The organism is Rhodospirillaceae bacterium, assembly GCA_040219235.1.
Taxonomy (GTDB): domain Bacteria; phylum Pseudomonadota; class Alphaproteobacteria; order Rhodospirillales; family Rhodospirillaceae; genus WLXB01.
Genome location: JAVJSV010000011.1, coordinates 831,356 through 850,070 on the forward strand (window position 1 = coordinate 831,356; position 18,715 = coordinate 850,070).

General features: G+C 51.8%; 16 protein-coding genes. 11 read left to right on the plus strand and 5 right to left on the minus strand.

What is annotated here, in order from left to right; translation table 11 throughout:
- Nucleotides 1-20: 20 nt before the first annotated feature.
- Nucleotides 21-1,970, minus strand: a complete 1,950-nt coding sequence (locus RIC29_07895) for a tetratricopeptide repeat protein (protein ID MEQ8734831.1) — start codon at nt 1,968-1,970, stop codon at nt 21-23.
- A 111-nt stretch (nt 1,971-2,081) separates the two neighbouring features.
- Here RIC29_07895 and RIC29_07900 point away from each other — a divergent pair, with 111 nt between their 5' ends.
- From RIC29_07900 to RIC29_07925, 6 genes are read left to right on the plus strand one after another with little or no spacing between them, the layout of a single operon-like run.
- Complete coding sequence (locus RIC29_07900) at nt 2,082-2,918, plus strand: alpha/beta fold hydrolase (GenBank protein MEQ8734832.1); 837 nt, start codon at nt 2,082-2,084, stop codon at nt 2,916-2,918.
- Nucleotides 2,918-3,745, plus strand: coding sequence for an alpha/beta fold hydrolase (locus RIC29_07905; protein MEQ8734833.1), 828 nt, complete (start codon nt 2,918-2,920; stop codon nt 3,743-3,745). The genes RIC29_07900 and RIC29_07905 overlap by 1 nt, the downstream gene beginning before the upstream one ends.
- A 6-nt stretch (nt 3,746-3,751) precedes the next feature.
- A complete protein-coding gene (locus RIC29_07910; protein MEQ8734834.1) occupies nt 3,752-4,990 on the plus strand; it encodes an MFS transporter in 1,239 nt (412 codons plus the stop codon).
- A 22-nt stretch (nt 4,991-5,012) separates the two neighbouring features.
- Nucleotides 5,013-6,248, plus strand: a complete 1,236-nt coding sequence (locus RIC29_07915; protein ID MEQ8734835.1) for a serine hydrolase — start codon at nt 5,013-5,015, stop codon at nt 6,246-6,248.
- Nucleotides 6,245-7,450, plus strand: coding sequence for a serine hydrolase (locus tag RIC29_07920; GenBank protein ID MEQ8734836.1), 1,206 nt, complete (start codon nt 6,245-6,247; stop codon nt 7,448-7,450). The genes RIC29_07915 and RIC29_07920 overlap by 4 nt, the downstream gene beginning before the upstream one ends.
- Nucleotides 7,440-8,309 (plus strand): hypothetical protein, encoded by an 870-nt coding sequence (locus tag RIC29_07925; GenBank protein MEQ8734837.1) that lies wholly within the window; start codon nt 7,440-7,442, stop codon nt 8,307-8,309. The genes RIC29_07920 and RIC29_07925 overlap by 11 nt, the downstream gene beginning before the upstream one ends.
- A gap of 24 nt (nt 8,310-8,333) precedes the next feature.
- On the opposite strand, the gene RIC29_07930 is transcribed toward RIC29_07925, so the two are convergent.
- The 3 genes from RIC29_07930 to RIC29_07940 are packed head-to-tail and all read right to left on the minus strand — an operon-like array spanning nt 8,334 to nt 12,006.
- Complete coding sequence (locus RIC29_07930; GenBank protein MEQ8734838.1) at nt 8,334-9,767, minus strand: FAD-dependent oxidoreductase; 1,434 nt, start codon at nt 9,765-9,767, stop codon at nt 8,334-8,336.
- Nucleotides 9,768-9,802: 35 nt separating this feature from the next.
- Nucleotides 9,803-11,122, minus strand: coding sequence for a serine hydrolase domain-containing protein (locus tag RIC29_07935; protein MEQ8734839.1), 1,320 nt, complete (start codon nt 11,120-11,122; stop codon nt 9,803-9,805).
- Nucleotides 11,119-12,006 carry a DUF1838 family protein gene (locus RIC29_07940; protein MEQ8734840.1) on the minus strand — a complete coding sequence of 296 codons (888 nt, stop codon included), beginning with the start codon at nt 12,004-12,006 and terminating at the stop codon, nt 11,119-11,121. Before RIC29_07940 ends, RIC29_07935 begins: the two co-directional genes overlap by 4 nt.
- A 129-nt stretch (nt 12,007-12,135) precedes the next feature.
- On the opposite strand from RIC29_07940, the gene RIC29_07945 reads away from it, so the two are divergent.
- The 5 genes from RIC29_07945 (at nt 12,136) to RIC29_07965 (ending at nt 17,263) form a co-directional block, all read left to right on the plus strand.
- On the plus strand, nt 12,136-12,813 hold the full coding sequence (locus RIC29_07945; GenBank protein MEQ8734841.1) for an SDR family oxidoreductase: 678 nt from the start codon (nt 12,136-12,138) through the stop codon (nt 12,811-12,813).
- Nucleotides 12,810-13,637 carry an SDR family NAD(P)-dependent oxidoreductase gene (locus RIC29_07950; protein MEQ8734842.1) on the plus strand — a complete coding sequence of 276 codons (828 nt, stop codon included), beginning with the start codon at nt 12,810-12,812 and terminating at the stop codon, nt 13,635-13,637. The genes RIC29_07945 and RIC29_07950 overlap by 4 nt, the downstream gene beginning before the upstream one ends.
- Before the next feature lie 16 nt (nt 13,638-13,653).
- Complete coding sequence (locus RIC29_07955; GenBank protein ID MEQ8734843.1) at nt 13,654-14,220, plus strand: VOC family protein; 567 nt, start codon at nt 13,654-13,656, stop codon at nt 14,218-14,220.
- Between the two features lie 112 nt (nt 14,221-14,332).
- Nucleotides 14,333-16,156, plus strand: coding sequence for a hypothetical protein (locus tag RIC29_07960; protein MEQ8734844.1), 1,824 nt, complete (start codon nt 14,333-14,335; stop codon nt 16,154-16,156).
- Between the two features lie 72 nt (nt 16,157-16,228).
- Nucleotides 16,229-17,263: a CpcT/CpeT family chromophore lyase gene (locus RIC29_07965; GenBank protein MEQ8734845.1), complete on the plus strand. Its 1,035-nt coding sequence runs from the start codon at nt 16,229-16,231 to the stop codon at nt 17,261-17,263.
- A 5-nt stretch (nt 17,264-17,268) separates the two neighbouring features.
- Here RIC29_07965 and tldD read toward each other — a convergent pair whose 3' ends face one another.
- On the minus strand, nt 17,269-18,702 hold the full coding sequence (gene tldD, locus RIC29_07970) for a metalloprotease TldD (GenBank protein MEQ8734846.1): 1,434 nt from the start codon (nt 18,700-18,702) through the stop codon (nt 17,269-17,271).
- Nucleotides 18,703-18,715: the final 13 nt, after the last annotated feature.

Consider the following 18,715-nt stretch of genomic DNA (forward strand, 5'->3'; position numbering starts at 1 on the left):
AGAGCTCCGTAGGCATTAGGCTATATCTTATCGTGTTGCTGCGCGGTGATAAAAGACTTCAGGTCCGTCGCAACGTTGTCAATAATATCACTCCAGTCGCCCCACTTCGTCTGCCGATAGAGTGTCATCGAAGTGTACCAGGGGCTTTTTGTGCCTTCGTTAAACCAATACCATAACAGGCTGCGTGATCCGCGCCGCGGTAAAATTGTCCAGGTCGGAACTCCAAGTGCACCTGCTAGATGAGCGGCCGTGTTGCTATTTGAAATGACCAAATCCATCGCGCCGACTTGTGCTGCGAAGGTGTCGAAATCGACTAAAGAATCAACAGTGCTATCAGAGATGATTTTAGATTTGTGCTGATTGACCGCCTTTTGTATTTCAGCGTCATGCGCTCCGTATTGCAAGGAGATAAAAACAGCGTCCTGCCCCAGAATATCGCGCCATTGTTCTAGCGGTATTGATTTGTCCCGGCCTTCTGATTTACGGCCACTGCGCCAGGCAATTCCAATGAGTGGTCTGGTCGGATCTAAGTCTTGATATTTGTTCCTCAGTTCTGCTCTCAGATTCTGATTAAACTTGAGGTAAGGACGTTCATTCTCAAATGCGTCAAAATTTGGCCTTAGAAATTCGCAAAGGTCACCAATAGAGGTTTGCCAATCAACCTTAAGATTAACCAAAGCAGAATCTACTGGATTTGAACGTGCGTAAACGCTTGCAAGTGGGAACGAGCGCACAAACAAAGGAACGAGCCGTGGCTCAACTTCAATCGCGACAGACTGTGCTATGTCGATCACGTCGTTGATCATACTTGCATATAGAATTTCGTCTCCGAGTCCTTGTTCGCCCCAGATCAGTATAGATTTTCCAGAGAGGTTGCTTCCGTCCCAGATCGGGGGGGTATACTCTCGTTTTCCAGCATAAGTTGGTGGCTCTTGAAACCGCCACTTGTAATCGGCCCAGCCCTCTGCGATCAGCCCGTCACTTAATAAGGGCTGGCTCCGTTTTACATGGGCTGTAGGGGCTGAAGGTTTCTCCGCTGCTAAGGCAACAGCTTCATCCAATATCTTTAACGCAGCTTGCCGCCCTTTGGTTTCGGCTAACATATGAGCCAAGTTGAAGCGTGCTGGGTCTAGGCTGTGATCGTTAGCCAGTGCAGTGCCGAATGCATTTTCGGCTTCAGATTCACGTCCTAGCATACGTAGGGCAAGACCTCGATTGTTCAAGGCCTCCGCATGTGTTGGCGCACTCTTTAAAACGCCATCAAAGATGGCCAATGCTTTTTCAAACTGACTGGTATTAAAGTAGCTTGATCCTAATGATAATCTGGTCGTTAAGTCTGCTGGGTTTCGTGCGGTGTAGTACTCCAAAGACTCAAAACTGTCTTCGATAAGGTCCTCGGACTGTAGTGCTAAACCCAGGTTACGCCAGGCAGAAAGCAACTCCGGGTGAGTTTTAATCACCGTTCTGTAGTGTTCAATTGCGCCCTCTATGTTGCCACTGTTTTTCAGAGCTTCTCCGATATTAACGCGTGCCGCGCCAAGTATTGGATCAAGTTTGAGGGCTTTTTCAAAACACGCCAGGGCCTTGTTGGGCATGTCTTGGCGTAAGCGGCAGTCCCCCAATGTGTTCAATCCGATCGCGGACAGTTTGTTTTTTCGTGCAAGTTTCTCTAAACCCCGCGCGGCTTCGTCAAACTGCCCAGCAGCCATCCGGGCTTGAGCCAAGCTGTTAGCAATCACACCATCAGATTTTTTTCCAGCCGCAGCTGCCTCAAGCAGATCTAGCGCTTCTTCTGCACGCCCTAAACTCAGTTTGCTGAGTCCGCTAACGTGAAGTGCGGTAACGTTATGAGGATCTTTTTTCAAGACCTGATCAGTTAAGGTCAGAGCTTCTAAAAAGCGCCCATCGTTGAAATGCGAACTTGCGAGCATCAGGGCTGATTTAAGATCGGTGGGCTGCGTTTCTGGCATGTCAGGGTTTGTTGATCCGAGTCTTGGGTGTAACGATTCGCGTGAGGACTTATCTCACCAATGTAGCACTGCTTGTTTTCGGTGATAAGATAAGGGAATGCATTACAGTACATGGCTGGTAATATGACAATTGAAGCGAAACGGCTGTATGTCGATGGTCCGTATGGACAGGTTCATCTCAGACAAGCAAATCCATTGGCCGACAAGGCTCTCAACACGCCCCTGATTTGTTTTCATCAAAGTCCTATGTCGGGTATTCAGTACCGGCCTTTTCAGGATGAAATGGCCACAGACCGTGTTGTGTATTGCCCGGATACTCCTGGCTTTGGCGGCTCAGATACGCCGCCCGGGGTTGTCACTGTCGGTGATTATGCAAAGGCCATGGCGGTTGTTCTTGATAGTCTAGGGTACGGAAAAGGTGGTGCTGGTCCGGTTGATGTATTCGGTGGCCACACGGGCAGTGTTATCGGAACAGAGCTTGCCGTGATTCGGCCAGACTTGGTGCGGAAAATTACTTTCCCCTCGGTTGCCTTGTTTTCTGATGAACAGAAAACCATGATGATGCAGCGTTTTGGCGGACCTCCAGCGTATTTCACAGACCCAGATTTTGTAGCGCTTTCTTATAAACAGACGGTTCTGGAGGGGCATGTTGAACTCGACCCTGAGCGTCGCCTTGAATTGTTTGCCGAGCGTTTGCGTTCGGGGATGAAGGCTTGGTACGCGCCAGAGGCTGTTATGAGTTACGATGCATACGGTCAATTGCAAAAAGTCATACAGCCAACCCTGTTGTTGGTGCTCGATGATATGCTCGCAGAGAATACGCGACAGGCGGGGGCTCTGCTTCCAGATGCAACAGTCGTTGAGATGACTCACATTCCCCATGCCCTGGCGTGGGATATGCATGCTGCGGAGATTGGTGAGGTCTTGCGCAACTTCCTCGATAAGTAATGAGTGTGCAGGTTGAGCGCCGGTATGTGGATGGACCCTATGGTCAGATACACGTGTATGATGCCATACCGCCTTTCCCAACCTCACAGTTAAAGACGCCGCTCATCTGTTTTCATCAAAGCCCTGTGTCTGGACTACAATATCAGGCGTTTCAGGCTGCTATGGCGACCGACCGCCGCGTTATCTGCCCAGACACCCCGGGGTTTGGCGGGTCAGATGCGCCGCCCGCTGCTCCCGGCATTGAAGGGTATGCGATAGCGCTGGCAAAAGGCTTGGAAGAACTTGGTTTTGGAGAGGGAAGGTTGGTTGATGTTTTGGGGTTCCATACAGGTGCTCAAATTTGTGTGGAGCTGGCTGCCAACCGGCCAGACCTAGTAAGACGCCAGGTGCTGAGCAGTCTTGCGCTCTTGACCGATGAAGAAATAGAGAAAAATCGTTCTGTCTTTGGCGGTGCGCGCCCATTGTTTGCAGACCCTGATTATGTTGGCCGGTACTACGCACAGCAGGTTATTGACGGCTATGATGGTATGTCACCGGAGCGACGACTAGCTTTGTTCGCTGAACGGATGCGGCCTGGCATGTTGTCTTGGTATGGCCCGGAGGCCGTCTTTACGCATGATACAAAGGCCGCACTTCAAAGCGTGGAGCAACCAACGCTTCTCTATATCATGCGCGACACTTTAAGTGAGAACACGCGCACAGCTGCATCGCTCGTGCAGCGGGCTACCATTTACGAACGCATGGACATTCATGGTCCGGTAGGTTGGGATAGTCATCCAAATGAAATTGCAGCAGATGTGCGGCGCTTTCTTGACGCTGCACTGTAAGGGGCTATGGGGTATTTTCGTTTTCTTGCTGCAAACCCGCTTTTCTTGAGTTTTGGGTTCGGTCTGAATGTATTTGTGGCCTTAGGGCAAACGTTTTACGTGTCCCTCTACAACACAGAAATTCGTAACGCTCTCTCTTTAACGCATGGCGAACTGGCCGCCCTTTACGGCACGGCAACTATTCTCGGCTCCGTTGGTTTACTTGGCACAGGACGCTTGCTTGATCGTGTTGATCTCAGATGGTTTACAGCGGCGACAACGGTATTGGTGGCGATTGGGTGTTGGTTGTTTGCGGCGGCGACAACAGTCACAGCCTTTTTCTTCGCTGTGCTGGCTGTAAGGTTCTCTGCCCAAGGCTTATGGGGTGTCTGCGCACAAGTCAGTATGGCGCGTTATTTTGATGATGATCGAGGTAAAGCCGCTGCGGTTGCCAACACAGGTTATGCACTGGGTTACGCGATTTTCCCACTCGTCGGTGCTTGGTTGCTGTTGACGTTTGGCTGGCGGGACGCTTGGTCTTTGACTGGCTGGGTTGTGCTGTTGGTGATTTTTCCTATCACGATGCTGCAACTTTGGGGGCATGGTAAACGGCACCGGGCTTATGAAGCAAAGCTGGTGAGTCTGGCGGATGGCTCTGCAGGTTCTAAGGTTTACCAATGGACTCTCGCAGAAGTTTTTAAAGATAGCCGGTTTTGGTTGCTGCAACCGGCTATGCTGGCCGTGCCCTCGGTTGTGTTCTCTATCCAGTTTCATCAATTGTACTTAGTTGAGATGAAGAGCTGGAGTTTAACGGCATTTGCCAGTGGCTATGCTGTATACTCGGTCGCTTCCCTACTTGCGGGTTTCGCCGGCGGCGCGTTGATCGATCGTATTGGTTCTCAACGTCTCATTGGCTTCTTTCTTTGGCCATTGATTCCAGCGCTCATGCTGCTGGCGTTTCTAGACTCTCAGCTTATCATTCCTTTGCTCATGGCGTTGACAGGGGTAACGTTCGGGCTAAGTCTGGTGGTGTTTGTGACGGTTTGGGCAGAGCTTTACGGAACGCAGCACATGGGCGCGATCAGATCCTTTAACATTTTTCTGAATGTCTCAGTTGCCTCCGCTGTCATGGTGTTAACTGGCTGGTTGATAGACCGGAATGTGACCTTACAAACTATGTGTTGGGGCGGCGTTGTGTGTGTTGGTGTTGCCCTGGTTTCAACAGAACTGGCGCGTCGGCGTTCACCTCCAGTGCGAACTGACTAGTTAACAGAAAGAGATCCTAAAGATGAAAAAAGGACTGCTTGCGCTAGGGGGCGTTATCATTTTGTCTAGCGTAGCTATTGTCTGGTCAAATGGTGTGTTGATTTATCGGCATTTCACCAGCAGCGCACCGAACCAAGCGAACGGCTATACGTGGTATCAGCCAACCGACAGGATTGTTGGCGCACACACAGGGTTCTTTGAAGTGGCGCCGGAAGACCAACGTACCATCCCGCAGGCGGCGATCACGTCTGCGAGTAACTACGCAGAATCCAATCACTCAGAGAGTCTTCTGATCTGGCATCGCGGTGCTTTGCAGCATGCCGAGTATTGGCTTGGTCTTGATGAGTCTGATGTCGTGAATTCTCGCAGCATGCACAAAATGGCAGGCGGATTGCTGATCGCCCGAGCCATTGCGGACGGCTATATCGACTCAGTTGATGATCCGGTTGGAAAATACATTACGGCTTGGCGTGATAAAGAGCAGGGCAAAATCACCGTCCGCAATGTCTTGCAGATGTCCAGTGGGTTGCGCTGGTTTGGGATTCGGGACTCTGCTCCATTTGGCCTCAGTTCGAGGCGGTATCTTGATCCCTACTGGGACGAGGTTTTGCTCGAAGAAATCCCCATGTCATTTGAGCCTGGCACAGACTACGACTACAGCGATACGACCGCTGATGTGATGCCCCACATTATCCAGGGGGCGACAGGCAAGCGTTATGCTGAGTATTTCTCCGAGGCGCTCGTGAAACCCTTAGAAGCTGCGGGCGGTTTTATTTGGATCAATCGTGAGGGCGGTATGCCCCACGGCGGCTGTTGCTTAATGCTGCCGCCGGAAACGTGGCTCCGATTTGGTGTGTTGGTTCTGAACAATGGCATGTGGAACGGGCAGCAATTGCTGCCAACGGGCTGGTTGTCAGAGATGCTTGAACCGTCGCCGAACAACCCGCACTTTGGTTTAATGGTTTGGCTTGGGATGCCATATGCAGAGCGCCGCCTATACCATCGTCCTGACTCACCCATTAACCAAGTACCGAAACCTGGTGTTTACAACTCAGAGCCCTTCTTGGCGGATGACATTTTCATGTTTGATGGGGCAGAAGGACGCATGGTTTACATCGTTCCGTCCGAAGAATTGGTGATTGTGCGCACGGGCTTTCGTCCGCCTGCGGGGCAGCCTGAATGGGACAATGCGTTTCTTCCCAACACGATTTTGCGTAGTCTGCAAGAATTGCGGGATGAGACGGAGCTGCCGCAATGAGAACCGTTTTGATTGCCGTGATCGCTTTGCTTGGAGTCGGTGCCGTTAGCGTCGCCCTGGATTGGACGTTTTGGACACGGTTTCTTTCCATCGGCTCTCAAACAGCGCTCAGTTACCCACAGTGGATTGCGCCCACAGCGAAAGTTAAAGGCAAGTTTGAGCAAGAACTTCCATTTGCGCAGCCGGACGATCGCACCTTGTCCGACTCAGCTATTGCAGAGTTGGTCACCTATGCAGAGCAACACGATTCTTTTTCGCTCCTTGTTCATCACAAAGGACAAATTCAGTTCGAAACCTACTGGAGAGACTTTGGTCCTGATGATGTGACAGAGACGTACTCCATGGCCAAATCAGTCACGGGCATAATGGTCGGGTTTGCTGTTGAAGACGGATTTATTGCGTCGTTAGACGATCCGGTCACGAAGTACGTGCCGGAATGGGATGGCACAGATCGTCAAACCCTGACGGTCCGCCACGTGATGCAAATGGCAAGTGGGTTGGAACACTACAGATTTAGTTTCAAGTTGATGCAAAATCCTTATGGAAAAGCGCTGCGTTTGTTCATCGGGCCCAGTATGGAAGAGGCGATCTTGCGTTTTGGTGTGACTGCCGCGCCTGGTTCAGAGTTTACTTACAACAGCGTAAACTCGCAGTTGCTCATGCTGATCCTTGAGCGATCTGTCGGAAAACCCTATGCCGACTATGTGTCGGAAAAACTCTGGCAACCTTTAGGATCGAAAGATGCAACGCTTTGGCTGGACCGTTCCGGTGGTATGCCAAAGGCCTATTCTTTTTTTCAGGCGCGACCACGTGACTGGTTGCGGATCGGATTAGCTCTGAAGGATGAGGGCCGCTTTGACGGACAACAAATCATTCCTTCAGATTGGGTTAAGCAAATGCGCACACCATCTGCCAATAATCCAAAGTATGGACTCCACTTGTGGATCGGCAGCCCATATGTGGGAGAGCGAATGTACAACTCCAATACACCCTTTGGCATGAAGCAGGCTGAGCCTTTTCCTGTCGATGATGTGGTGTTTTTTGATGGCGGTGGCGGTCAACGTGTCTACATCATTCCGTCAGCCGACCTTGTGATTGTGCGTACTGGCATGCCGGCCCGCGACTGGGATGACGGTGTTGTTCCCAATATCATATTGCGGGATTTGGGCTTTGGTGCAGAGGGCGTTTCAAATGAAAACTGATGTAATAATCTCACGTCGCGGAGTCATTGCCGCAGGCTGTGCATTCGTTGCGTCGCCAAGGCCATCTTTTGCTGTGTCTGCTTTGCCGACTGATCCCGCTAAGCAAAATGAGGCGTATGTCAAAATCCTCGGCCGTACCGATGGCGGACGTGTCGTCAAAAAAACACGCGGTATCGTTATGGCTGTATTGCCGGATGCGATCGTGCCGCTTTATGGGTTCCGGAATAGCGAGTCCGCATGGTGGCGACAGATCGACGACCATAGTTGGGTGCGCTTTCCCTCCGTGCTGTCGTTCTTTACCGACCTTGAGACAGATCAATTTATTGATACGTTTGTGAGTCCGTTCAACGGTAAAGAGGTTCAACTCACGCCGAGTTATATTCGTCACAAAGAAGGCGAGCTGTTCACTCCGACCGGCCACTATTACGGCAGTATGAAGACGGCTTTTCCCGATTTGTATCCCGATGAGGAACTGCAGTTGAATTGGACCTTGGATGGCGATGACATCCGCATACAACGGTCGTCTAACTTCCCGCCAATGATTCCCCAACCCTCTCTAGAATCTGTATCCTTCTTTGCCAGCGCGAAAGAAGTACTGAGCCCTGATGTAACAGATGCGCACTATCGTTCGGCAGGCTGGAACATTTTCTCGGGTACGCGGGCACCTTACCAAGAACTTGGTATTCTCCCAGGTCATGCCATTTGGCATTACGATGCGGTGAAGCTTGATCGCGTTGAAGACTGCGACGCTGATTATTTAGTGCGCGCACGCACTTACACACCTTTGTTTGACCAATCACCAGAGTTGGACGAGGGGCCTTCATTTTTTGAGCGTTTTACCGCGAGCCGGCAGCCCTAATCAAAGGGCTGTCGTGGACAGTGGTTACTCTGCAGCTGCAGCTGCGGCGGTTTCCCAAGACAGGAATTTCTCGCCAAGCAAGCGACCCATGGTCAGGCAGCCACCGACACTGGATCCACCCAGGTAAGCATTACCCCAAATGCCCATGCCCAGCATTTCACCCCCGGCATAGAGATTTGGAATCGGTCTGCCTTTTTCATCCAGAATACGTAGTTCGTTATCGCAGGCTATGCCGCCAAAACTGACCACTGATAGAGCGTAGTGGCGTATGGCGTAGAACGGCGCTTTTTCAATGGGGGCGGGTGTGTGCTGGCGACGCCAGGCATCAGAGTTTACCGCGCGACCTTTATTAAATTGCTCAACAGTTGTTTTTAGATTGTCTGCGGGCAGGCCGCATTCCTTCGCCAAACCTTCAATGGTGTCAGCGCGGCAGAAGTCGGGGTGAGTGGAGAAGGCGCGTTCGATCTTCTCGGCATCCCACTTCATGAAGAGCGGAGGAGCTTGTTCCCGAATGCCTTGGTCATAAATCACCCAACAACTCCAGTCTGGTTGATTCATGATGGTCCGTTCGCGGAAATCCTGGCTTGTGGATTCTTCATTGAAGAATCTCCGCCCCGTATTGTTCACCATGATTTCCCAAGGCGCCCGCATCATTGGGACCGTGGCCGTGTGAATCCAGTAATCGTCGGGGTTGTCGATGTCGATCGTGCCACCGAAGGTCATAATGAGATTGTCAGCCAGCTGTACTTGAGCGCCTAATTTACGGGCCTGCTGAATGCCGTCACCTTTAGAGTGCTCGTAGGTGTAAACCCGTTTTGGCCGCCCATGGAATTCTTTCCAGAGTTCATCGTTGTTAGCGTAGCCACCGCAAGCCAACAAAGTTGTTGAGGCGCGAATCTCTTCACGGTCGCCGTTTTCAGTTTGAACGACGATACCGCCCACAGAGCCATCTGCGTCAACAATAAGGTCCGTCATCTTGGTTTTGAGGCGCAGCTCGACGTTGCCGTTATCGATTACGTTTTGAAAGGCTGGTTCTAGAACAGCGATATAGGCCCGACCGGCGTTGACTGGTGTTGTTAGTCGCGCTGTTTTGTAAGGCTCATGGCCCTGGCCAATGACCGGATTGCTTTCCGGGAATTCCAAGCCAATAGACATCAACCAATCCAGCGTCTCACCTGAATTGTCCTGCCATAGCCGCATCTTGTCATACTCACCGGTGCCGTGGTTGATGTCGATGGATTCATCAAAATGTTTCTGTGGTGAGTCATCTATGCCTTTGGATTTCTGCAGCTTTGAACCGGCTGCACTCATGGAGCCCGAAGACATATGAAGCGTCCCGCCCACCTTATCCGCAACATCGACGACCAATACTTTTGCACCGCGTTCTGAGGCCTTGATGGCTGCAGGGATGCCGGTTGTACCTGCGCCCACGATAACGATATCCCACGGGTCTGCCATTGTGTGTCTCCCTGTTGTGTTTGTGCGTGGTCCGCTCACTCGCTTAGCGCTTGATAGACCAGTGCTTGAAAGGTGTCCCAAACGGATTCGGGCACCTGATCTGTTAGATTAATACGGTACTGAGTGAACATAATCATGGCCAGTCGATTGTCCCGGTCACCGAGGAAATAGATATCTGCCAGGCCGTCCTTCATGAAAGATTCCGCAGTGGCTGGGCGCATTGCGGCTGTCGGGTCATCCAACACGTTTAGACCCCAGCCATAAGTGTAGCCTGAAAAAATACGCCACATATCCGATCCGGTTGGGTATTTGTCGCGAATCGGGGCGATTTCAGCAGGTATCTGACGGCTGGTCATCATGTCTACTGTGGCTGGAGAAAGCAGTTGGGTACCCTCTAATGTGCCCTTGTTCAGCAGCATCTGTGTAAACCGCAGCATGTCGCTGACGGTGGAGGTTAGGCCACCACCGCCTGAATACATGGTGGCGTCTGCGTTTAAGTAATCACCGGACTTAGGCAGCCTATCAGTGCCGCGTAATAGCTCTCCGGCTGTGCCCAGGTCGTATCCCTCCACCAAGCGAGAGCGCTTTTCAGGGGGGACAAAGAACCCCGTGTCTGTCATTCCCAGCGGATCGAGCACCAAATCTTTGACTGCAGCTTCTAAAGGTTTTCCAGTCACCAATTCAATCACATGACCAAGCACATCGATGTTCAGGCCATATTCCCAATCTGTCCCAGGGTGAAACAAGAGCGGGATTGAAGCCAGGTAATTTAATCCATCTACCATGGGAACGTTCAGACCCATAACCTGTTCACGATCGACTTTGAGTGCTTTGGGATAATCAAAGGCGTATCCAAGCCCGGCCGTGTGTGTGACGAGGTGGATCAGGCGGATGGAGTCTTGTGCGGGCTCCGTGAGTGGTGTGCCATCCTCGGCAAACCCTGTCAGTACAACGGGATTGGCGAAAACGGGGATATATTTCTCTATGGGGTCGGCGAGATCAATACGTCCTTGCTCCATGAGCCGAAGCGCGGCAACGGTTGTGATGGGTTTGGTTAAAGAGAAGACACGAAAGATCGTGTCATCCGCCATAGGAATTTGGTTCTCGCGGTCCTGCCAGCCAACGGCACGCTGGGTAATCAGTTTGCCGTCACGCGCGACAGCATACACAAAGCCGACCCGCTTTTGGTCTTCAACGAGCCGTGTCATACCTTGATGTAAGACATCCAAGAGGTCCTCGTTGAAGCCATACTTGGAGGCGTTACTAACTTCTCGGTCTAAATCCCCAGCATCTACGATGCCGGTATGCATGAAAAAGACCCCTGCGAGAAAAAGTGAGAAGGTAATTCTTCTCATGCGTCCCCCCATGCCAAGACATCAGGAATATACTGCTCTGCTTGGTCAAGATATCCAGATGAGAGGTCATCGAAGCTTTTCATCTTGCTGCCGACGCAGTGCCATACTGAATGTCCGGGACGATCACCCATTTTTAGAAAGCCTTGCCACGGGGCAAGGAACACAATCCCAAAAATAGAATCGACGCGCTCAAGTGAACGGTCTTGCAATTGTTTCAGTGGAACGGTGGTTGTTCCATATTCAGCGAGGGGAATTGGGCGCACATCTGGATACTTACGCTGCCCGACCATTTGAACGTTATCGCCCATAATTGCCCAATCTAATGTCAGCGCGCTGACCATGTTTGGGTCAATTTCAGCACTCCAGTTTTCACCTTTGGCGGCATTGGTGTCGCGCGCAAATTGTGCGCTTGTGACGCGTCCGTCATCACCAACATAGTATAAACTGCGCGATCCGATGATATTGGGAGCGACAAGGTTTTCTTCCCCGGTCCATGGATTGCGAAACATTTTCCCATTCAGAATTTCGCCAGTCTCCGGGTCTTTAAAGATGGTCATGACCTTTGACCACACCTCATAGCGTCCATCGTCGAGCTGGATCACTTTTTTGGTTTCACAACTTTCGCAATCGAAAACGATTCTTGGATTCTCATCCGGTGGCACAGCAATGTAGTAACCGCGCCAGGCATTCGGTGCCGGCTTTCCGCTCAGGTCACCTTGGATTCTCATATAATTTCGCAGCTCATCAGCCGGGTTCGCATGCAAAGCAGATACACTAGCGGCGCGGCTTTGGTGGCTTTCAGTTGTCAGAGCTGCCGCTGCGACTCCGCCCAAACCGAGGTTAAATCCCCGCCGCGACAGTATAGGTCCAGACAAAATCGACATTTCTAATTCCTTTTCAAAGTGATGCCCCAAGGTTTAGGGAGCTTGGGAGATTTGACCAGGGGCTTAGTGGAGACGTGATCAACATGCGGTCGGATTGCCCCCGGGCGCAGACCTGCTTAAAGTTCTCGGATGACTGATCTCTCTGACAAAGTGGCCTTTGTGGCCAATGCGGAAACTGCCGTAGGCAAGGCGTGTGTTGCGGCGCTGATGCAGGCGGGTGCTCAGGTGTGTGCGGCGGGCATCTGCGATGCTGCCCTTGTTGTGAATGTGACGCCGGGGGATCAGGACTCCTGGGATCAGGCGTTTCGTGACTGTATAGACCAACTCGGCGGGTTAGATGTTTTGGTTATTCCTACGGTTGGTCAGCCTTCTGAATCTATAAACTCTATTGTGTACGCTGATTTTAAAAAAGCCCATCGAGAAATGGTCATTCCAGCGTTCCTTGCACAAAACCGGGGCGTGCTTGCGATGCGCTCGACGGGCTCGACTGGAGCCATCGTCCACATTCTCCCTGCCGTGGCGCGCGCGGCCAAGGAAGGCGCTGTTGCAGCATGCACAGCAAGCGCAGGCATTTTGTTTTCGGCAAAGTCTGCAGCGTTGGAATGCGCGAAAGCGAAAGACGGCATTGTTATTAATTCGGTCTTGGTTGGCGATGTCGATGGCCAGCCGTCGCTTAACTACAAATCAGACTCACAGGTTATTCCACCTGAGGCCATCGCTAATGCTGTGTTGTTTTTCTCAACCGATGGTGCGGTCTACATGAGTGGTATGGACTTGCCTGTCGATGATGGATTTCTGGCCACATGAATGCTGTGACTCATTCGAGCCAATTGGCAGGTAAGGTGATTTTAATCACCGGCGGCACCTCTGGTCTGGGGCGTTGGACGACGCTTGTCATGGCGGCGCAGGGCGCAACGGTCGTTTATTCCGGCCGTAATGCTGAGGGCGCGGCAGAGACAGACCAGCGCTTAGAGGCCGAAGAGCTCAGCGCTCAATATCTTCCACACGATGTGACCAGTGAAGAAGATTGGCAGAGAGTCATAAATACCGTGATGGAGAAACATGGCAAGCTTGATGGTCTCGTTAATAACTCTGGCGTGTCCCGTCTTAAGCCTATGGATCAACTCTCCTTAAACGATCTTGAGTTTCTGCTTTCGGTCAATGTGGATGGTATGTTTCTTGGCACCCAACACGCCTTCCGCGTTATGAAAAATACTGGTGGGTCCATCGTTAACATCTCGGCTTTGAATGCGTTGCGCGGATCACCGAATTCTACCGGTTATGGTATGGCCAAGGCTGGGACGACGCATCTGGCGCGGGCGGCTGCGATCGAAGGACGGAAGTATGGTATTCGGGTGAACGCGGTTCATCCTGGTGTTCTCTTTGAAGGTGGAGATAAGCCTTCACCCGGCGCGATTTCTCTCTTTGGAGAAGAAGGCGCGCAAAAATTTGTGCAATTCAATATCGATACAACACCACTCGGTCGTCTGGGGCACCCGCGCGATATCGGAACAGCAGTTGCCTTTTTGCTTTCAGATGCTTCACGCCACGTCACGGGTACGGCTGTTTGCGTTGACGGTGGCCGCATGGCCGGTGAGTTCCAACATCATGGAATCAAGTCACAGAAGTAATCCGGGGAGGATTCAAATGACCAGGCCCTTCAATTCGAAAGCTGCATTGATTGTTATTGGCATGGCGATCTCAGGCAGTGCCGGTGCAGAAGATATGAATCATCAAAGCTTACTCCTTCGCTCTGTGGCTGTAACGTGCAAGGTCGAAGAGTCGATCACGTTTTACCGTGATGTTATGGGCCAAGAGATCATCGAAGATGTCACGTTCGAGGGATCTGGTATTCAGAAATACATTGATGTCGCAGATGGCGGCAAAGTCCGCTTTGTCATTATGGGTGGCTCTGGTGTGTATCCCGGCGGTCAAGTGGTCGGCGGCAATATCGCCTTCATGGGCATCGTTGACGTCGGTGATCCGGCTTGTGCGGGTGAGGTTGAAAACCATCGTGGCCGTCAAGGCTCGACCATATTGCCGCACCGGGTCAGTAACATTGATCAAATTGCCAAGCGCGCTAAGGCGGCAGGGCATGAAATTCTTTTTGATATCAAAGCCTCTGGTACAGGCTTGTCGCGCAACATGATGCTGTTTGATCCCAACGGAAACATTGTCGAGGTGTTTCAGATCAACACAGCGGTTATTAAATAGGCGCCTGACCTAAGTCGTATACAGAATATGCAGATAATCGCTAATTATTTGACCTAAATGCCGATTAATATAAATTATTGTATACAATTATTCTGTTAAGGAGCATTTGGTCGTGCGTATTCAAGCTGTGGAGAAGTGGCTCCAGACCTGTTTTGCAGTGCTTCCGTTTTTGACGTGCCTGTCCCCTGTGGTGCAGGCGGACAGTCGTAAAGTCGGTGTGCTGTTTGTGGTGCACGGCGGAACAACGTCTACAGACATCGAAGCCCTGTGGGACAGTTCGATGCAGATTTTTGCCTACGACCCACATTCGGCGATTTATCAGCGTGTCATTTGGAACGCGCAGGCGTGGCCAACTGTGGCGTCTTTTGGCGACGGTCAAAGCTACAGCAATGTCGCCTCACAATTGGACAAATATGAGTTCGGCGATGCGCGGATCGGTGAGGATCCCAGTGAACGTCAGGCTTCACAGCAGATGTCCGATCTGGCAACGGCGCTCAAACGCCGCGAATCTGAACTGGGTGTTACATTCATTGTCGATAAGGCGCAGTGGATTGGTCCTGTTCATCAAACCAAATACTTGCCTGACCCTAGGCACTTGTATGAACCGCAAGTCGAGGGCGGCACCCGCTTAACCTACTGCGGCAGCGCAACTGACCGAGGTCCGTGGAAAGATTGTGATTCACAGCGCTACAATGTGGATGGCCCGGCAGAGCGTCTTTTGGCGCAAGGGGTTGAGAGTATCGTTATGATCGATATGACGACAGCAGGGGTTAGGTTCTGGAAAACCTACGATGTCGTGCGCGTCACCCGGGGCGTGGTTGCTCGTCACAATGCTAAGCACAACACAAATGTGAATGTGAGCTGGGTCAATGACCCAACTGATCTAATGCGGGACTCCTATCCGGTTGAGCCTGCAAACTGGACACGCAGTCTCGGTCCGCCTGAGAAAGATAGCGTCGTTCCTCTAGAGGGGCGCCCCGCGCCGGTCACCGAGGACCCGGCCTTTGCAAATCTATACCTCAAAGGCATTGAACAGCGGTTTAACCCGAATGTTTCTGAGAAAGACACGGCTGTTTTACTGCTCAATCATTCTATTCGGGATGGCAATGAAGTGTATGACCCTAAAGTCAATGACACGGTTAATCTCAACGCCCAACTCAAAAAATCTATTTTACGCGCCCATCCTGAAATTGATCCGGAGAACATCATTGCTTCCTGGATGGGCTTGCGGGTTGAGAATCCTAATATCAAACTGGGTGGACGGGTTCGATCTAACCTGGAGCGCTCCCGCGAGATGCGGGCCGAAAATCTTGGACATCGGTGGCTCTATGAAACCGATAAAATGCCGCCCGCGGGCGACCAAAAATATTTTTATTGGGAAGGTCTTGAGTACCTCAAAAATCGCGGAACTAAGCATATCGTTGTTGTGTTTACCCAGGTGGTTATTGACTCCGTTTTGACCCTGGTCGAAGTGCCAAATCAAATTGGCAAAGAAATCGGTACGCAAACATGGTTGTTTGCTGAAGCGGGTGATTTCACGCGCTACCCTAATCACGGTCATCCCTTTGCTGATTACTGGGGCCGTCAGGCCGAAACCATGTGTCGTCCGGTTGGCGCACCGATCACAGCAGAACGCACGGAACCATGTTGTTTCGAAATGGGGGGGTGTGGCACAGGGCAGCCCTATCCGCCGTTACGTCAGACCCCCATAGATCAAGCGATGCAGGATACTGACCCGCATTTGGTTTACGATCTCTCGGCTTATGGTCATCTGGGGTATGATGCGACCAAAGGTCCACCGCGTGATGTCGCGCCTGTGCAGTCACAATATACGGGCACTTGGGCCATGTGGCAGCCGATCAGCGGCGACCCGCGCATGGGAGTCTTCTTAGCAGAGCAGGTGGTGCGCCACATACGCCGTCAATCCAGTCTTTAGGCTTGCCAACTTGAGACTTTCTCTTTCTCCCTCTTCGTTTTAGGCTTATTTGAGCATTAGGGGAGGGTTGTTATGCGTAACGTAATCATTGCTGTTATAGCGCTGGCGTTTGCGGCGCCTGCTTTTGCCACAAATTCAAAACCAGAGTTGGCTAAGGTCCTTGAGGATCTGATGGCTTGGCTTCCTGGTGAGTATACTTCTATTCCACAAGTCTATCTGGAGCGAGCACTCGGCGCACCGCCCGATGGAGAGCACGAGATTTATCATCGTGTCTTCGCGGAAATAGAAGCACCTCATCTTGGTGAGCATGTGATCTATACACAAATTCGTTTGGATGGCGACGACGGCACAATTTTTCCGGGCCAGCAGCAGGTTTTCTTGATTTCGATTGATGAAGAAAAACGCACCGTCGCTATATCAGGACGACGTATCATAGACCCCGAGAATTATGTTGATGCTCACCTCCATCCTGAGATGTGGTCGAGCATTGAGCCAGATCCAGATTTTGGCGGAAACTGTACATTCAATTGGCGGCGTCATGGCCAGCAACTCCGCGGGCTTTTGGGTGATCATGGTCAATGCACAATGATTTCAAAGCGATCCGGCCAGGAAATGACATGGGACGCCGAGTGGATTTTGAATCCGGATCAGCTCTGGATTTACGACAACGGCACTCTGGCAGACGGAACGTTGTTTGCCGGGCGTGAAGATCGCACGCATCTTCGTATGTCCAAGGCGCAGCGATATGAATGCTTTACCTCAGTCCGCTATCCCGACGGCACGTCGCAGGTGTTCAACCCGTTTTTTATGCACAACCGTGGGGATGTGTTCACGTTTGAAACGACTGAGCCCGAACCGCGTAAGCTGCATGTTGAGTTTCTAACCTCGTTGTGGCCGTCTAACTCGGGCCGCAATTATGTCGACCTTATGCGGCTGACATTGCACGATGGCGCGCCCGGAAATTATAAAGACGAAGATGTCCTGGGATTCGCCTGGGCAGAGCCGACTAGCAACCGCGTTGGCTTTACGACGGAATGGGCCAGTGCGCGATGCAAGCTCGCTAACCCAGATGACCCAAGATTTAGGGCTGCAATGTCAGGCCAGTAACAGGTTTAGACAGCGGTACCACCAACCGTCAGCACGTCCAGTTTCAGTGTCGGTTGTCCAACCCCCACCGGCACGCCTTGGCCGTCTTTGCCGCAGGTGCCAATGCCGGGGTCCAGCATCATGTCGTTGCCAATCATCGAGACTTTGGTCAGACAGTCAGGGCCGTTGCCGATCAGGGTTGCGCCTTTAACCGGCGCACCAATTTTGCCATTCTCAATCATGTAGGCTTCTGTCGCGGAGAACACGAACTTGCCGGACGTGATATCCACTTGGCCACCGCCAAAGTTGACCGCGTAGAGACCTTTATCGACGGATTTAATAATCTCTTCCGGATCATGCGCGCCGTTGGCCATATAGGTGTTGGTCATGCGTGGCATAGGATGGTGAGCGTGTGATTGCCTGCGTCCATTCCCGGTTGGTTGAACCCCCATAAGTCGGGCGTTCAGGCGGTCCTGTAAAAAGCCAACCAGAATACCATCTTCGATCAGAGTCGTTTGCGATGTCGGCGTGCCTTCATCGTCAATTGTTAAGGACCCGCGCCGGTCTTGCATGGTGCCGTCGTCGATGACGGTTACGCCTTTAGCGGCCACTTGCTTGCCGATCAGGTCATAAAAGGCAGATGTTTTCTTGCGGTTAAAGTCCCCTTCAAGACCATGCCCCACGGCTTCATGTAATAGAACGCCGGGCCAGCCCGGACCGAGGACCACAGGCATTTCCCCGCCGGGGGAGTCTACGCTTTCCAGGTTTACCAGGGCCTGACGCAGAGCTTCGTCGACGGCGCCCATCCATGTGCTTTCTTCTAAGAAACGATCATAACCAACGCGGCCACCAGTGCCGAAGGAGCCCATTTCCATGCGTTCGCCTTCCCCAACCACAATGGAGACATTAAGGCGTACGAGCGGACGAATATCGCCGACAGACAATCCGCCAGCCCGCATAATTTGTACCGCCTGCCAGGAGGCGGACAACGAGGCAGACACTTGTTTGATTTTAGTGTTCTTGCTGCGCGCGTAGGTATCAATAGCTTCAAGGGTTTTGACCTTGGTTTCATAAGGAATCAGCGGCAGCGGGTTTTCATCCGTATAGAGCGCGCGATTGGTGCCTATTGGCGGGTCAGCCAATGTGCCGCCATGTCCAGCTTTTACGGCAGCGACTGTTTCAGCGGCCCGCGCAATGGCGGCTTCGGTCATGGTCGTCGAATGGGCAAAGCCTGTGGTTTCACCCACAAGCGCCCGCAATCCAAAACCTTGCGCAGTATCAAACGCAGCCGAGCGAATACGTCCATCGTCAAAGCTCATGCTTTCCGATTGGCTGTACTCGAAGAAAAGCTCGCCATCATCACAGCCGCTTAGCGTGCCGCTCACAGTTTTTTCGACAGAATTTTTATCAATACCTGTGCGCGTAAAAAACAAATCGTCAGTAACGGAAAGATCACTCATGAGAGATTTGGTA

Excerpts from the sequence above, each read along its gene's own strand:
- RIC29_07895 (MEQ8734831.1), bottom strand. The coding sequence starts at position 1,970 with ATGCCAGAAACGCAGCCCACCGATCTTAAATCAGCCCTGATGCTCGCA.
- RIC29_07900 (MEQ8734832.1), top strand. The coding sequence starts at position 2,082 with ATGGCTGGTAATATGACAATTGAAGCGAAACGGCTGTATGTCGATGGT.
- RIC29_07905 (MEQ8734833.1), top strand. The coding sequence starts at position 2,918 with ATGAGTGTGCAGGTTGAGCGCCGGTATGTGGATGGACCCTATGGTCAG.
- RIC29_07910 (MEQ8734834.1), top strand. The coding sequence starts at position 3,752 with ATGGGGTATTTTCGTTTTCTTGCTGCAAACCCGCTTTTCTTGAGTTTT.
- RIC29_07915 (MEQ8734835.1), top strand. The coding sequence starts at position 5,013 with ATGAAAAAAGGACTGCTTGCGCTAGGGGGCGTTATCATTTTGTCTAGC.
- RIC29_07920 (MEQ8734836.1), top strand. The coding sequence starts at position 6,245 with ATGAGAACCGTTTTGATTGCCGTGATCGCTTTGCTTGGAGTCGGTGCC.
- RIC29_07925 (MEQ8734837.1), top strand. The coding sequence starts at position 7,440 with ATGAAAACTGATGTAATAATCTCACGTCGCGGAGTCATTGCCGCAGGC.
- RIC29_07930 (MEQ8734838.1), bottom strand. The coding sequence starts at position 9,767 with ATGGCAGACCCGTGGGATATCGTTATCGTGGGCGCAGGTACAACCGGC.
- RIC29_07935 (MEQ8734839.1), bottom strand. The coding sequence starts at position 11,122 with ATGAGAAGAATTACCTTCTCACTTTTTCTCGCAGGGGTCTTTTTCATG.
- RIC29_07940 (MEQ8734840.1), bottom strand. The coding sequence starts at position 12,006 with ATGTCGATTTTGTCTGGACCTATACTGTCGCGGCGGGGATTTAACCTC.
- RIC29_07945 (MEQ8734841.1), top strand. The coding sequence starts at position 12,136 with ATGACTGATCTCTCTGACAAAGTGGCCTTTGTGGCCAATGCGGAAACT.
- RIC29_07950 (MEQ8734842.1), top strand. The coding sequence starts at position 12,810 with ATGAATGCTGTGACTCATTCGAGCCAATTGGCAGGTAAGGTGATTTTA.
- RIC29_07955 (MEQ8734843.1), top strand. The coding sequence starts at position 13,654 with ATGACCAGGCCCTTCAATTCGAAAGCTGCATTGATTGTTATTGGCATG.
- RIC29_07965 (MEQ8734845.1), top strand. The coding sequence starts at position 16,229 with ATGCGTAACGTAATCATTGCTGTTATAGCGCTGGCGTTTGCGGCGCCT.
- tldD (MEQ8734846.1), bottom strand. The coding sequence starts at position 18,702 with ATGAGTGATCTTTCCGTTACTGACGATTTGTTTTTTACGCGCACAGGT.